Origin of the sequence: Microbulbifer echini (genome assembly GCF_041447225.1) — a bacterium.
GTDB classification, from domain to species: Bacteria; Pseudomonadota; Gammaproteobacteria; order Pseudomonadales; family Cellvibrionaceae; genus Microbulbifer; species Microbulbifer echini.
Window position 1 is genome coordinate 95027 of sequence record NZ_JBGMEL010000015.1, and the last position, 14217, is coordinate 109243.

The window sequence follows — 14217 nt, forward strand, 5'->3', positions numbered from 1 at the left end:
TCTCCGCTTGCTTTCGAGCAGCGCAACTGCGCTATGGTTAAATGAGGTTTGCCACGGTTTTATCCCGCCGGCACCGCTAAAACCTCAGTACCGCAAACGGCAAAAAGGCCGGCGGACAAAAGTCCACCAGCCTTACCGCTATATGTCGTTTTAGGCGACCAATAGCGGGAATCGCAACAACCGAATTACTTCAGTTCTACAGTTGCGCCAGCTTCTTCCAGCTCTTTCTTAGCGGCTTCAGCTTCGTCTTTGGTTGCGCCTTCTTTCATCGGGCTCGGAGCGCTGTCAACCAGTGCCTTGGCTTCTTTCAAGCCCAGGCCAGTGAGGCCGCGAACAGCTTTGATCACGTTCACTTTCTTGTCGCCAGCGGAAGTCAGGATTACGTCGAAAGAATCCTTCTCTTCTGCGGCTTCAGCAGCAGCCGGACCGGCTACAACTGCTGCTGCAGCAGTTACACCGAACTTCTCTTCCATTGCTTCGATCAGTTCAACAACGTCCTTAACAGACATTTCGGCAACAGCGTTGATGATATCTTCTTTAGTCAGAGACATGAGTCATTACCTGAATTGGTTTGAGCAGTAACTGCTCGTATTTCGTTTTGAAACCGCGATTCGCCAATGCGAATGTATTACGCAGCTTCCTGCTCTTTTTGGTCGCGAACGGCCGCAATAGTGCGGACCAGCTTGCCAGCAGATGCTTCTTTCAACACGCTCATCAGCTTGGCGATCGCCTCGTCGTATGTCGGCAGGCTTGCCAACAGTGCGACGTCGGTGATCGCGCCTTCGAAGGCAGCACCTTTCAGTTCCAGCTTGTCATTGCCCTTAGCGAACTGGCTCAGGATGCGCGCACCGGCACCTGGGTGTTCGTTAGAAAATGCAAGAATGCTGGGACCTACGAATTTGTCAGTCAGACATTCGTAATCGGTTCCTGCCAGAGCGCGACGCGCCAGAGTATTGCGGACGACTTTCAACCAAACGCCGTTCTCGCGAGCCTCTTTGCGCAGGGCGGTCATGTCATTTACGGTAACGCCGCGGGAATCCGCAACTACCGCCGACAAGGCACCCTCAGCAGCTTGCTGGACATCTGCGACAATCGCTTTCTTGTCTTCGAGTCCAATAGCCATAGTGTCACTCCTGGATTTGAAAAAAACCGGACTTAAACGTCCGATCCGTTCCGGTGCATAAAGCTCAAATCCAGTACAAAATACTGGTTTGGGCGACACCGTCTGCGTAGGCTCAAACCTCTTCTTGGCCAACCTGGCCGAAGTTCGGATTAAGCCAGATACGTTAAACCTCAACGCACCGGGCACCTACGGTCTTTGACGGCCCACTCATCTGCCGAAGCATAGGGTGGACCCCAAAGTTCATTTCGGCGCACAGCCCTCAGGGGCTGCACAGCCATAATTAGATATTCAGTGAAGACTGGTCGATAACCAGACCTGGGCCCATAGTGGTGCTCAGGGTGATTTTCTTCAGGAATACACCTTTCGCAGAAGCCGGTTTGGCTTTCTTCAGGTCTGCCACCAGGGCTTCCAGGTTTTCTTTCAGTGCATTCGCATCGAAAGCAACTTTACCAATGCCACCGTGGATGATGCCGCCTTTGTCAGCGCGGAAACGCACCTGACCCGCTTTGGCATTTTTAACCGCAGTCGCAACGTCTGGAGTTACGGTGCCAGTCTTCGGGTTCGGCATCAGGCCGCGCGGGCCGAGGATTTGACCCAGCTGACCCACAACGCGCATTGCATCGGGAGAAGCAATAACCACGTCGAAGTCCATCTTGCCGGCTTTAACGTCGGCAGCCAGTTCGTCCATACCGATCAGGTCAGCGCCCGCTTCTTTAGCGGCTTCAGCGTTTGCACCCTGGGTGAAAACAGCTACGCGAACGTCTTTACCAGTGCCGTGCGGCAGAGTAGTTGCACCACGAACAGCCTGGTCGGATTTACGTGGATCGATACCCAGATTCACAGAGGCGTCTACGGTCTCGGCAAACTTAACCTTGGACAACTCTTTCAGCAGAGCCACAGCTTCATCGAAGCCATACGCTTTGCCAGTTTCCACTTTTTCAGCGATAGCGCGCTGACGCTTGCTCAACTTAGCCACTTAGAGACCCTCCACTTCGATACCAGCACTGCGTGCGGAACCGGCGATAGTGCGCACGGCCGCGTCCATATCGGATGCAGTCAGATCGGCCTTCTTCATTTCTACGATCTCTTCCAGCTGAGCGCGGGTAACCTTACCCACCTTCTCAGTGTTCGGGCGACCAGAGCCACTTTTGATCTTAGCGGCCTTGCGCAGCAGTACAGCGGCGGGCGGAGACTTCATGATGAAGGTGAAGGAGCGATCACTGTATACAGAAATCACAACTGGCACCGGCAGACCAGGCTCTAGGCTCTGAGTCTGGGCGTTGAACGCCTTACAGAATTCCATGATGTTCACACCGTGCTGGCCCAATGCGGGACCAACGGGTGGACTCGGGTTGGCCTGACCGGCCTTAACTTGTAGCTTGATGTAAGCTTCTACTTTCTTAGCCATTACAGCTCTCCTCTAGATGGGTGGTAACGCCAGCTGCAGCTAACCAATACGGCTATAAGAACTGGCTCCCCGCCCCGACCAATAAAATCTATTTTCCGGGGACGCGAAAACCCCCTTCCACCTTGCGGCGAAAGAGGGCAAAAATTCAGACTGGAATCAGGTCTTTTCTACCTGACCAAACTCCAGCTCAACAGGGGTGGAACGCCCGAAAATCAACACCGCCACTCTCAGGCGACTCTTCTCATAGTTGACTTCTTCAACTACGCCATTGAAATCATTAAACGGACCGTCAATGACCCGAACCATTTCACCTGGTTCGAACAATGTCTTAGGCTTGGGCTTATCAACGGAATCGTCAATACGATTCAGAATGGCCTGCGCCTCGCGGTCGGTAATTGGGGCCGGCCTATCTGCCTTACCGCCAATAAAGCCCAGCACTCGAGGAGTTTCTTTTACCAAGTGCCAAGTATCGTCGTTCAGCTCCATTTCCACCAGAACATAGCCGGGGAAAAATTTACGCTCACTTTTCCGTTTTTGTCCTGCTCGCATCTCCACCACTTCTTCGGTGGGAACCAGCACTTCACCAAACAGATGATCCATTTCATGTAGCTCAATACGCTCTTTTAAAGAGCTGGCTACACGCTTCTCATAACCCGAGTAAGCCTGGACCACATACCAATGCTTTGACATGTATCAACCTTTAGCCGATGAGTTTGGATGCCGCCCAACCTAAAGCGGAGTCCAGCGCCCAGAGAATTAGCGCCATAATCAACACAAAAACCACCACAATCACAGTCGTCTGGGTGGCCTCTTGACGAGTCGGCCAAACCACGCGCCTGACTTCCGTTTGCGCTTCGCGCAACAGCTGCCAGAGTGCATTACCCTTCGCAGTATTCACCGCGACAACCAGGGCAGCCAGGCAGATTGCAGTCACTGCCAGTACGCGGTAAATCAGAGGGAATTCGGCATAATAAGAATTGCCCGCGACAGCACCACCAACCAGCAGCACAATCAGCAGCCACTTCAGGCCGTCAAGACGAAAGGTTTTCGCTTCTGCTTTAGCATTCATATATGAAGCCCTTAGCGCACTATAGATAAGCCCTTAGTGCTCAAAAACACAAAAGCCCCACTGACAAGTAGGGTCTTGCGACACCCCTAAACTTATTTCAAGTGGAGTGTTTAAAATGGCAGGCCAGGAGGGACTCGAACCCCCAACACCCGGTTTTGGAGACCGGTGCTCTACCAATTGAACTACTGGCCTGTACATCACGAGCGCCTTGGCCCTCGAAGATAGAGAGGGCTATAGCTCACCCTCTCATCTGGTGCACCACCGGTGAATCCCGGCGGCACGAAGATCAAAGATTACTCAATGATCTTAGCAACAACGCCCGCACCAACGGTACGACCACCTTCGCGGATAGCGAAGCGCAGACCGTCTTCCATGGCGATCGGAGCGATCAGGGTAACAACCATTTGAATGTTGTCGCCCGGCATTACCATTTCAGTACCTTCAGGCAGTTCACACGCACCAGTTACATCGGTGGTACGGAAGTAGAACTGTGGACGGTAGCCTTTAAAGAACGGGGTGTGACGACCACCTTCGTCCTTGGACAGGATGTACACTTCCGCTTCGAACTTGGTGTGCGGGGTGATGGAGCCCGGCTTAGCCAGAACCTGACCACGCTCAACTTCGTCACGCTTAGTACCACGCAGCAGCGCACCAATGTTCTCACCAGCACGACCTTCGTCGAGCAGCTTGCGGAACATCTCAACACCAGTACAGGTAGTAGTGGTGGTGTCCTTGATACCAACGATCTCAACTTCGTCGCCAGTATTGATCACGCCACGCTCTACACGACCGGTTACTACGGTACCGCGGCCAGAGATGGAGAATACGTCTTCGATCGGCATCAGGAACGGCAGGTCTACCGCGCGCTCAGGCTCCGGAATGTACTCGTCCAGGGTCTCAACCAGCTTCTTAACAGCGGTGGTACCCATTTCGTTGTCATCTTCGCCGTTCAGGGCCATCAGGGCAGAACCAACGATGATCGGAGTGTCGTCACCCGGGAACTCGTACTGATCGAGAAGCTCACGAACTTCCATCTCTACCAGCTCGAGCAGCTCTTCGTCGTCTACCATGTCCGCCTTGTTCAGGAATACCACGATGTACGGTACACCGACCTGGCGAGACAGCAGGATGTGCTCACGAGTCTGCGGCATGGGGCCGTCAGCTGCGGAACATACCAGGATAGCGCCGTCCATCTGAGCAGCACCGGTGATCATATTCTTAACGTAGTCGGCGTGTCCCGGGCAGTCTACGTGCGCGTAGTGACGAGTCGGGGACTCATACTCAACGTGGGAGGTAGCGATGGTGATACCGCGCTCACGCTCTTCCGGGGCATTATCGATGCCGTCGAAAGCAACTGCGTCACCGCCCCAAACTTCCGCACATACACGGGTCAGAGCAGCGGTCAGAGTGGTTTTACCGTGGTCAACGTGACCGATGGTGCCCACGTTCACGTGGGGCTTGGAACGTTCAAACTTTTCTTTTGCCATTGCAGCCTCCTAATATAGATGAGCCCTCAATGACATCATCTATGTCCAGAACATGCGCATCCGACCCGGAAAAGCCCGACCCCGGACACAAACAACCGCAAGAGCTTTCACCCTCGCGGCTATTAAAAAATGGAGCTCATGGGCGGATTTGAACCGCCGACCTCACCCTTACCAAGGGTGTGCTCTACCCCTGAGCTACATGAGCAAATTATCGCCTCTTAGGCGACCACAAGGCCTGCCGACCCGAAGGACTTTCCAACCAAACCCAAAACTGGAGCGGGCAGCGGGGATCGAACCCGCATCATCAGCTTGGAAGGCTGAGGTTCTACCATTGAACTATGCCCGCTTGCGGGAGCCTCCAGACAAAACAACCTGTTTTGCCGGCAACACCTTACGGTGTAAAAAATGGTGCAGGGGGGTGGATTCGAACCACCGAAGCTTTCGCGTCAGATTTACAGTCTGATCCCTTTGGCCACTCGGGAACCCCTGCCTCAATGCGGGGTGCATTCTCTACACCTTCCGCCGCGCTGTCAACACTTTTTCTTTAAAATTCACAGACTTAGCTGCAAAAACCAATGCTGAACAACACCGGGATAAAATGGAGCTGGCGAGAGGAGTCGAACCCCCGACCGGCTGATTACAAGTCAGCTGCTCTACCAACTGAGCTACGCCAGCACTATCCCGTACACTGTCAAGACCGATAAATCTGCCCTGTCAGTGGAGGCGGGATTCTATGGGATGTTATCCCGACACGCAACACCCTTTTTGCAGATAAATCAGAATTTTTGTGTCGCCTAATACTTCTCTCAAAGAATACGGGCTTTAAATAATTAATTGGTTAGGATCTAGACCTATCGCCCGGCGGCCCTTCAGCCCGCCACCTCAGCACAGAGGTTTCGACGCCGGTCCAACTCTGGATATTCCTGCTGCAACCGATGCCAAAATTCGGGGGCCAAATAATCTGAGGCGCCAGGGGCTAAGACCACCCATCGCTCTCTATGTGTCTGAGGTTCTTCGCGGAGCTGGGCACGAACCCCCCGCCCCACCAGATTATCTGTCAGAGTCTCGGCCCGCTTGCGCTCACTAAAAATACCAAACGAGATACCATCAGCGAGCGCTCCCTTTGGAATTACGTAGCTGTCTATCCCCTGGGCCTGCAATTCACGCAATCGGTTAAAGGCTTCCCGCCGGGAGTTCAACGGCGGCAAAAAGACCCAATAACGCATTGGCCCTTGCATTTCGATATCGCGCAGCTCAGCCGAGGCCTGCAAAGCCTTTAGGCGTTGCACGATCGCTTCCCCCTGATGCTCTTCTGAAAAAGGTCCTAATAAGGTGCAGAGCTGCTCTGCGGAGTGATCGACAGGCGACCGCGCAGGGGAGTCGGTCAAAGGGGGGAGCGTCTGTGGCGACACTTCGCCAACCAGAATAATACGCTTGTTTTGCACCCCCACTTTTTCTTCTGTAACCCTTACCGCCTCCTCTTGAGCGCCGGAGCCCAAAGCGAACCAAGCAAAGATTCCAACATTCAACAACAGTAAAAAAAGAGCTATCCAGCGCATAGTGTGTTATTTCATCAAGGATTACTTAACGCCAGCCCATCCATTACCAGTTCAGGCGCCAGACGATGATCTTGCTGGTAAAGAGCTGACAGCAGCGGAGCATCACCGCCGGTTAGCCACAAAAGAGGCTCCCCGTCACAGAATTCGCACAATTCCTCCAGCGCGCGATCAATAGCCCCCAGTACCATTAGCAGCAACCCGCGATTAATCGCTTCGTCGGTATTGCGGCCAGCCTCAAGGGATTCTATGAAGGCAACTTCCTGCGCACTTTTAGCCGCATGGGTATCGAGATACAGCGATCGCTGCATCAGGCCGATACCTGGGACAATATACCCCCCCAGGTGACGTCCATTATTGTCCAATAAATCCAAAGTTACTGCGCTGCCACAGTCCACAATTAGAGCCGCCCGGCGATCTCGGTCAAACGCCGCCAACATGGCCAGCCAGCGATCGGCCCCAAGAAGACGATGGTTTTCATAACCACAGGCAACACCAGCACACTCCTCTAACACCTGCGAAAACTCTACCTCCAAGGAAAACAACGCCTGGATATGCCCCTGCAGAGTATCGGCAACGACCGGGCCCGCCACATTGACTACACGTACTCTTTTGGGATTAAGTAGATCCCACCCTTTAGGCAGGTCTCCGGCACGTAGATCAGCAGTTTGAAAACTACCCCTGGTCTTTACCTGCCCCTTACTCAACAAGCGCCACTTGCCGCGGGTATTACCTATATCCAATTCGAGAATCAAAGCTGCCCCCGTAAAGAGATTTCGCCACCGTGAAAATGTCGTAATTCACCATCCATATTCAAAATCAAAGCGCCTCCACGGCTTACCCCTGCCGCCACTCCCTTCCAGGTCTGATTACCGGCCTGTAGTGTGACCTCTCGTCCGGCAAACTGATCTAGCTGCATCCAAGCATCTCGATAGGCACCAAAGCCCAGTTCTGTGTAGCTATCTAATACCGGCAGTAACTCTGTTAAAAGAGCCGCCGCCAATTGATTGCGGGGGATCCCAGGCTTAACCTGCTGCAAGTCAGCCCAGGGCTGGTCGATCGCACTCGCGCAACTATCACGCAGGCCGCTGTTCAACCCTATACCGATCACCACGGCACAACGGTCGGTAAGATCACCCTTGAGCTCCAGCAAAACCCCCGCGAGCTTGCGACCACGACACCACACATCGTTAGGCCATTTAAGACGTATATCCGGTACCGAGAAGCGGTTCAAAGCCCGAGCAATTGCCACCCCAACGGCAAGGCTCAGTCCTTCAAGACACTGAACGCCGCCATTAAATTCCCATCCAACAGAGAGGCTGATACCGGACGCATACGGGCTGATCCAACGGCGGCCTCGGCGCCCGCGACCCGCACTCTGGCGCTCGGAGAGTATGGCGATGGCATGCCCACTGCCCTCTTCCATCAGAGACAACAATTGTGCATTTGTAGAGTCCACTTCATCAAAGAGAATCAGTTCGCGTAATAGAGCCTCCGCCTTATCATCGAGTGTGCTGTTAATTTTTTTCGCACAGAGAAGATCCAGCCCACCAGGCATACGATATCCGCGCCCCTTGATGGACTCCAACTGCAGACCGTACTGTTCTAGTTTCTGTATTTGTTTCCATACCGCTGCGCGGCTAACTCCCAAGGCTTCGCCGAGAGACTCGCCAGAGTGCATCTCGCCATCAGCCAATAATTCCAGTACCGGACGCAACGGCTCCAGTGGATATTTTGCGATAGTGTCTTGCAAGGTGATCAACTTTTTATGTAGCGACGAAAATAGCGGTGCCCCAGGCTTGTCAGCACTTCATAACCGATTGTACCGGCGTGCTCAGCCACGGCATCCACCGTCAGGTTACTGTTGAGGATCTCAATCGACTGAAGAGAGTCTCGCTCCTCGTGGGACAATGCAGAAATATCAAACGTGGTGGAATCCATGGAGATACGTCCGATTATCGGTAGCTGGCGCCCACAGGCCCAACCGCAGCCCCGGCCTCCTTGAGCGCGAATTATACCGTCGGCGTAACCACCGCGGGCCACCGCCAGCCAGCTCCCCGCCGTCACCTGCTGGGTCGCACCATAACCCACCGACTGTTTGCGACTAACCAGACGTTTCTGCACAATGGGCAGGCTCAACGTCACTGTTGGACGCATCGGATTGGGGGTGCCGGGAATGGGGTTAACGCCGTAGAGTGCGGAACCCGGGCGCGCAATATCAAAGTGATAATCCTCTCCGAGAAAAATACCCGATGAGTTAGCAAGACTGAGCTGCACCTCCGGACATAGAACCCGTAACTTTTCACCCGCCTCCTTAAAGCTACGCAACTGAATGTCATTTTGTGGATGCTGCGGCTCGTCTGCGCAGGCTAGATGACTCAGTAGGATACGGATATCTGCCGAGGCTAATAGCTGCCTGTCACGCAACAGCAGGTCGAATTCCTCCGGGCCCATCCCCAAGCGAGTCATCCCCGAATCGATTTTTACCGCACAGGGGCCTTCGATTTCTGCTTGAGCACAAATATCGACCCAGTGGCGCAGCTGCTCCAGAGTAAAAAGCGTGGGCATCAGCCCCGCCTTTGCGCACTCCAACTCTGCACCAGCGCGGACCCCTGTGAGGATGACGATCTGGACACTATCACCCAACTCCTTACGCAAACGCTCCCCTTCCGCTTGAGTAGCAACGAAGAAGTCACGGCACCCCTGCCGAAAGAGCGCTGGTACCACTTGACTCATCCCGAGGCCATAAGCATCTGCTTTGACCACAGCGCCACACTTGGCACCGCTCCTCAGACGTTTATTCAGGTCCAGGTAGTTACCAGCAATGGACTGCAAATTAATGCTCAGCAACCCTTCGCGGAAATCGTTCATGCCATCACAACTCTTAGTTCACCAGCTAGGTTGCCCCGAGTAAGCTTTCACGTCGTAAAGCACGGGCACCTACTAATATACACAGCCCAACCAAAGAAAGGGTGACCACAGAGCCAGCCAGGGCCAGGCGTGTCGAAATTGGCTCCCCAGCCATGAGCGCGCTCAGCCACTGTTGCTGCCCAATCAGTGGGACCAGCTGCCAAATGGGAGCATCCAGCTCAATATTGGACAGTTTTAATCCAACTAACAGTGTGACAGGAAGAGCCTGCAAAATACTCAGCTGAACCTGAGCATCCTTGAAGGAGCGGGAACGCAACGACAGTAAGATTTGCAATACGGCAACCAAGAGCGCAAGGGGCAACAATATTATGCTCATCGCTATCAACTCAGAGAGACCTGCAGAAAAGCGTACTCCAATCTCCGCTAACGGGAGCAAACTAAAAGATATCGTCAACACTGCGAGAGACAGGAGTGCACCAAACCAAGCAATACTAGTAACCGCCAAAACTTTTGCCACAACAACCTGCCAGCCGCTTAAAGGTTGCTGCAATAAAATTTCGACGCTCATGCGTTCACGCTCCCCCGCCGAGGTATCAATAGAGGGAGCAGTGCTGCATACCATTAACCCCATGATCAATAGTACCGGAACCATCAGCCCCAAAATGGCTACTCCACGACTAGACGGAGTACTGACATCCCGCACCTCAAGTTGCCAGGGGGACAAAGTCTGGGCGGCAATACCTCGAACCGCTAACCGCTGCTGCATGATCGTTTGCTGAAGCCGCGCCAACTGCTCTTGAACCCGCTGTGCTCCGCGCCCTCCGGACTTGTCTGCGCTATCCACATATAAATACACCGTAGGGGACAGCAAGTCGCGATAATCTTCCGCAAAATTTTTGCCTATTTGTAAAACCACATCATATTTACCCTGCAAAAGTTCCTGCGGCACCCCGCCCTGCAGTGGCTCAATACGCAAGTCTCCCCCACGTAACTGCTCCTCCAATAAAGGAGCATGTTCTCCGCCGACAACAGCTACGGCAAAGGAGGTTTCCGACATTACCTTGTAAGATAAAGCGCCACTGCCAATCATCAGCAAAGGAAATAGCAGGGTAAAACCCAGTGTGATCCCTAAAGCCCGCCGATCACGCCAGACCTCTCGAAACTCCTTAAGAAGCAGCCCCCGCATTTGCCGAGATCGCATATTCCTAAAAATACTCATGCCGGCTCCCCTCCCTCAAGTCTCCATAAGCAAGGCGCACAAAACTGTCCTCAAGGTTGCCGCAGCCGGTTTGTGCCATAAGCTCATCGGGTGTTCCGCTGCCAACTATTGCGCCATCCGCCATCACCAGAACGCTATCGGATAGTTCAAGAACCTCCGCCATAATATGGCTGGAAAATAAAATTGTGCTCCCTTCCGAGCGCAAGCGCAGTAGTGTTTTGCGTAACAAGCGGGCCGCGAGTACATCCAGCCCCCGTGTCGGCTCATCAAGAATCAAATGTGCAGGGCGGTGGACCAATGCCCGGGCCAGGGAGACTTTCATTCGCTCCCCCTGGGAAAACCCCTTTGTGCGGCGATTCCAAAGATCCGATAATTCCAGCTCACCCTTTACCGCCAATAATGCCTCTTCAAGCTCCGTCCCAGCCAGTCCCTGTGCACTAGCAAAAAAGGATAGGTACTCTGCAACGGTGAGACGCTCGTAAAGTCCCTCCCTATCGCCGACAATACCCAGCTGCCGCCGTACATCTTTTGGATGCTGACTGGGCTCTAGCCCCCCAACGAAAACCTTTCCGCGATCCGCTTTCAGCAGACCAGCAATAATCCGCAAGCAAGTGGTCTTCCCCGCCCCATTCGCCCCGAGCAAAGCCGTGACCTGGCCATCGGCCGCAGAAAAACTAAGATTTCGCAATATAGGTTTCGCCGCGAATTTCTTATAGACAGAATCAACCCTGATCACAGTCCTTTTTCCTCTAAGTGCTTTCGTTTAGGTCCTTCTATTGCGGGCCCATAAATTCCCGCCGTAAAAGGAGGCCTATTTATATCAGTAATACAAGTCTGCTCGAGTTTTTTTTCTGGCGACTCAAGAAACTCTTTAATCAACCGAGGTATACACCCTCTCATTGAATTGATATGGCCACCGCTACTAACGACCAAGTGCTGTTTATTCACTAAATACCCAAGCTGTTTTTCAGCGTACGCTGGGGGAGTAATCGGATCGGCTTCACCTGAAATCAAAAGTACCGGGTGCTTGCGCAACTCAGGCTGCTCATAAGCTCTATCAGGTACCGGCCAAACTTCGCAGCCACTTTCGAATATCCCGAAGAAAGCATCTCCTACAAAAGTACCCCGGATATCCGCAGCAATTTCCTCCTCGCTAAGCCGGGATAACTCCTCTGCACAGGCGATGGAGAGCGTTAAACCAAGTGACATTCCTGAAGTGCCATCGGGAAATAAACCTAGAATTCCCGATAGCGGATAATAATTACCCAGACCGGCCTGCTGTATAGCAAATGGTATTTGTGCAGCCGCCTCTGGAGAGTAAAGTGCAGTACGTATCGCATTTTGTAAAACCCAACGAGACATCGGATGCGCCATTGGCTTCCCCGTATTGGGATCAGGGAAGTCGACCGCTATAGATTTATTCCAATCATTTAATAGTTGATCCAGTACAGTTCTCCAGTTCCCAAATTTAGAACAGCTCACATCAGATAGGCAGTCACGCACCAATATTTTTAATGCGTCTTCGGCTGCTGTCGCGCTCAAAAATACTTTTGAATCGATTGGCGCTACCGCATCCAACACCAGGGCTTTTAAACTATTGGGATACCATTGTTGATAAAGAAGTGCTGTACGAGTCCCCCAAGAACCGCCCCAGAGGGATATACGCTGATGATTGAGGTGCTTTCGCACTCGTTCCAGGTCTTCAACAGACTGCCGGCTACTCAATGAATTCGCAAAATTCGCCTGCTGCAAATAACACTTCTCAAGAGCTTTGGATATAAACTCCAAATCCATCGGTGTATCCCGATCAATACCACAGTCAAATGAGCGGGAGAGCCCAGTTCCTCGACGATCCACCATGACGATTGCATGGTTTTGATTAATTTTTCGAAACTTGTGCAGAAATGGTGCTAAGTCACTCGCCGCTTGGCCCGGCCCCCCAGCAAGGAGATACAAAGGTTCCCGTTGTACTTTATTCATAGCCGGTGATACGAACACGGCCAGAGTCACTTCGGCATCCCCCTCACCTACAGGAATTCGTGTGCATCGTAATGGTTGACCCCAACCATCCAAGTAGCAATCCTGTAAGTCAGTTATTTCCTCCGAGATCAACAGGGGGGTAGTCAACAAGCCCCATAACATGACTGCACCATAAAGTAGTCCCCTAAACCCTATCACGACAGTATTCTCCTTAACCTATAACGTCGAGCATGACAGTGTATCCAACTTCAGACATTCCTGTCCTTGGCTAGCTAGAGTCACAGAATTGCATTAGCACCCGCCCTCCCACAGTGGTAAGGTTTCCGTTTTAGTTTGCCCATGATTGCACCCATGAGCTTTTCAGACCGTGAAAAACATTTAATTCGAGCCGCTTTTACTTGGGGCCAGATCACTCAACAGGAGGGTTATACACTTTCTGACCTGGAAATTGAGAAGTCGGTACTTTTCCGCCGCTTACTCGGCGGCCGGCCAGCACTAGCTTTTCCTCCCCCGCTACGGCATGGTTTCCCCTGGTATGAAGTAATTGAAGGGCGTCCTGAACATATTGTCAGTGCCTCCGACGCTTCCCCGGAATCTAGTATCATCGCCCCCGGATGTAAAATAGGTGAAACCTGTATCCTGATTGATGGTGCTTTCTGGCGCGTGGTAGAAACCATCTCTGAGCGAGAGGAGTATATTGTCGAATGGGGGCAATACCCCATGCAGTGGCGTCTCAAAAAGCACTGGGAAGTTAACTATGAAATGACCCAGCAACTGCAGAGCTTTCGCAGAGATAATCCCAGCGCCCAGGTCAGTTTCGACAACTACCTCAGCCAACGAGACTATCGGGAGTTTCGTATCGATGAGGATCAAACGGTTTGGTTGTGTGAATGGCAACTAAGCCGGATCAGTCTTTCAGGTTGGGTCTGGGTAGGCTCACTGCTTTCTCCAGCAGATACAAGACTGACCCCTATCCATGAAGACCCTCTCGGCCCTATGATTCTTGGCGAGCCAGATATCGATAACGGTGAGGCCTGGCTTCGAATTGAAGAGGCCGATAGTGAAGCCCGTTTTGTTAAACTCGGTGGCTCACACGAATACCTATCTCTCACCTCTGCCAGTACCGCATACCTAAAGGGGTTATTACATAACCTACAGGAAACTCTGGAAGACATTGAAGTAATGGATTGCTGTGGTAACCACCCAATCCGCCGCTTCTCTCTCCCTTCCGCGCTTGTGCCCCTCGATGAGCTGAGCTTGAAAGAGATGCACTACGACTTGGTTCCAGACAATGCCTACGAGCAACAGGAATAGCCCTCCGAGTTCAGCCGCCGGCAAAGCCCCTTTTTGGGGCTTTTGATAACCTACTCACCGCTCTTAAATTTACGCCAACCTTCCACTTACCCACAAGTCGACCGTCAGCTTATCTTCAATTTCCCTGTCCACTTTTATTTTCCCGGTGGTTACCAACAGAAACCATGGATAGAGCTGTGCATAACTCCGG

General features: G+C 52.7%; 15 protein-coding genes and 5 tRNA genes. 1 reads left to right on the forward strand and 19 read right to left on the reverse strand.

What is annotated here, in order from left to right:
* Positions 1–185 precede the first annotated feature (185 nt).
* The 19 genes from rplL to ACCI51_RS15135 form a co-directional block, all read right to left on the reverse strand.
* Positions 186–551, reverse strand: a complete 366-nt coding sequence (gene rplL / locus ACCI51_RS15045; protein ID WP_299584093.1) for a 50S ribosomal protein L7/L12 — start codon at positions 549–551, stop codon at positions 186–188.
* A 77-nt stretch (positions 552–628) separates the two neighbouring features.
* Positions 629–1123 carry a 50S ribosomal protein L10 gene (gene rplJ / locus ACCI51_RS15050; RefSeq protein WP_299584090.1) on the reverse strand — a complete coding sequence of 165 codons (495 nt, stop codon included), beginning with the start codon at positions 1121–1123 and terminating at the stop codon, positions 629–631.
* A 280-nt stretch (positions 1124–1403) separates the two neighbouring features.
* Positions 1404–2099, reverse strand: a complete 696-nt coding sequence (rplA, locus tag ACCI51_RS15055) for a 50S ribosomal protein L1 (protein ID WP_299584087.1) — start codon at positions 2097–2099, stop codon at positions 1404–1406.
* Positions 2100–2531 (reverse strand): 50S ribosomal protein L11, encoded by a 432-nt coding sequence (rplK, locus tag ACCI51_RS15060; RefSeq protein WP_143729454.1) that lies wholly within the window; start codon positions 2529–2531, stop codon positions 2100–2102.
* A 156-nt stretch (positions 2532–2687) separates the two neighbouring features.
* Complete coding sequence (nusG, locus tag ACCI51_RS15065; RefSeq protein ID WP_299584084.1) at positions 2688–3221, reverse strand: transcription termination/antitermination protein NusG; 534 nt, start codon at positions 3219–3221, stop codon at positions 2688–2690.
* A 10-nt stretch (positions 3222–3231) separates the two neighbouring features.
* Positions 3232–3600: a preprotein translocase subunit SecE gene (gene secE, locus ACCI51_RS15070; RefSeq protein WP_152451114.1), complete on the reverse strand. Its 369-nt coding sequence runs from the start codon at positions 3598–3600 to the stop codon at positions 3232–3234.
* Between the two features lie 116 nt (positions 3601–3716).
* Positions 3717–3792 (reverse strand) — tRNA-Trp (locus tag ACCI51_RS15075).
* A gap of 101 nt (positions 3793–3893) precedes the next feature.
* The gene (tuf, locus tag ACCI51_RS15080; RefSeq protein ID WP_299584081.1) at positions 3894–5087 is read right to left on the reverse strand and encodes an elongation factor Tu; all 1194 of its coding nucleotides are present in this window, start codon (positions 5085–5087) and stop codon (positions 3894–3896) included.
* 130 nt (positions 5088–5217) lie between these two features.
* A tRNA-Thr gene (locus ACCI51_RS15085) sits at positions 5218–5292 on the reverse strand.
* A 67-nt stretch (positions 5293–5359) separates the two neighbouring features.
* Positions 5360–5433, reverse strand: a tRNA-Gly gene (locus ACCI51_RS15090).
* A 60-nt stretch (positions 5434–5493) separates the two neighbouring features.
* A tRNA-Tyr gene (locus tag ACCI51_RS15095) sits at positions 5494–5577 on the reverse strand.
* 109 nt (positions 5578–5686) lie between these two features.
* Positions 5687–5762, reverse strand: a tRNA-Thr gene (locus ACCI51_RS15100).
* A gap of 194 nt (positions 5763–5956) precedes the next feature.
* Positions 5957–6646 carry an SPOR domain-containing protein gene (locus ACCI51_RS15105; RefSeq protein ID WP_371844310.1) on the reverse strand — a complete coding sequence of 230 codons (690 nt, stop codon included), beginning with the start codon at positions 6644–6646 and terminating at the stop codon, positions 5957–5959.
* Between the two features lie 14 nt (positions 6647–6660).
* Positions 6661–7398, reverse strand: a complete 738-nt coding sequence (locus tag ACCI51_RS15110; protein ID WP_299584075.1) for a type III pantothenate kinase — start codon at positions 7396–7398, stop codon at positions 6661–6663.
* Positions 7395–8396 (reverse strand): bifunctional biotin--[acetyl-CoA-carboxylase] ligase/biotin operon repressor BirA, encoded by a 1002-nt coding sequence (gene birA / locus ACCI51_RS15115; RefSeq protein ID WP_371844312.1) that lies wholly within the window; start codon positions 8394–8396, stop codon positions 7395–7397. The genes ACCI51_RS15110 and birA overlap by 4 nt, the downstream gene beginning before the upstream one ends.
* A 5-nt stretch (positions 8397–8401) precedes the next feature.
* Positions 8402–9514 carry an alanine racemase gene (alr, locus tag ACCI51_RS15120; protein ID WP_371844313.1) on the reverse strand — a complete coding sequence of 371 codons (1113 nt, stop codon included), beginning with the start codon at positions 9512–9514 and terminating at the stop codon, positions 8402–8404.
* A 25-nt stretch (positions 9515–9539) separates the two neighbouring features.
* A complete protein-coding gene (locus ACCI51_RS15125) occupies positions 9540–10733 on the reverse strand; it encodes an ABC transporter permease (protein WP_371844314.1) in 1194 nt (397 codons plus the stop codon).
* A complete protein-coding gene (locus ACCI51_RS15130; protein WP_299584063.1) occupies positions 10720–11469 on the reverse strand; it encodes an ABC transporter ATP-binding protein in 750 nt (249 codons plus the stop codon). Before ACCI51_RS15130 ends, ACCI51_RS15125 begins: the two co-directional genes overlap by 14 nt.
* Positions 11466–12743 (reverse strand): alpha/beta fold hydrolase, encoded by a 1278-nt coding sequence (locus ACCI51_RS15135; RefSeq protein ID WP_371844315.1) that lies wholly within the window; start codon positions 12741–12743, stop codon positions 11466–11468. Before ACCI51_RS15135 ends, ACCI51_RS15130 begins: the two co-directional genes overlap by 4 nt.
* A gap of 321 nt (positions 12744–13064) precedes the next feature.
* Here ACCI51_RS15135 and ACCI51_RS15140 point away from each other — a divergent pair, with 321 nt between their 5' ends.
* Positions 13065–14027, forward strand: coding sequence for a hypothetical protein (locus tag ACCI51_RS15140; RefSeq protein ID WP_371844317.1), 963 nt, complete (start codon positions 13065–13067; stop codon positions 14025–14027).
* Positions 14028–14217 lie beyond the last annotated feature (190 nt).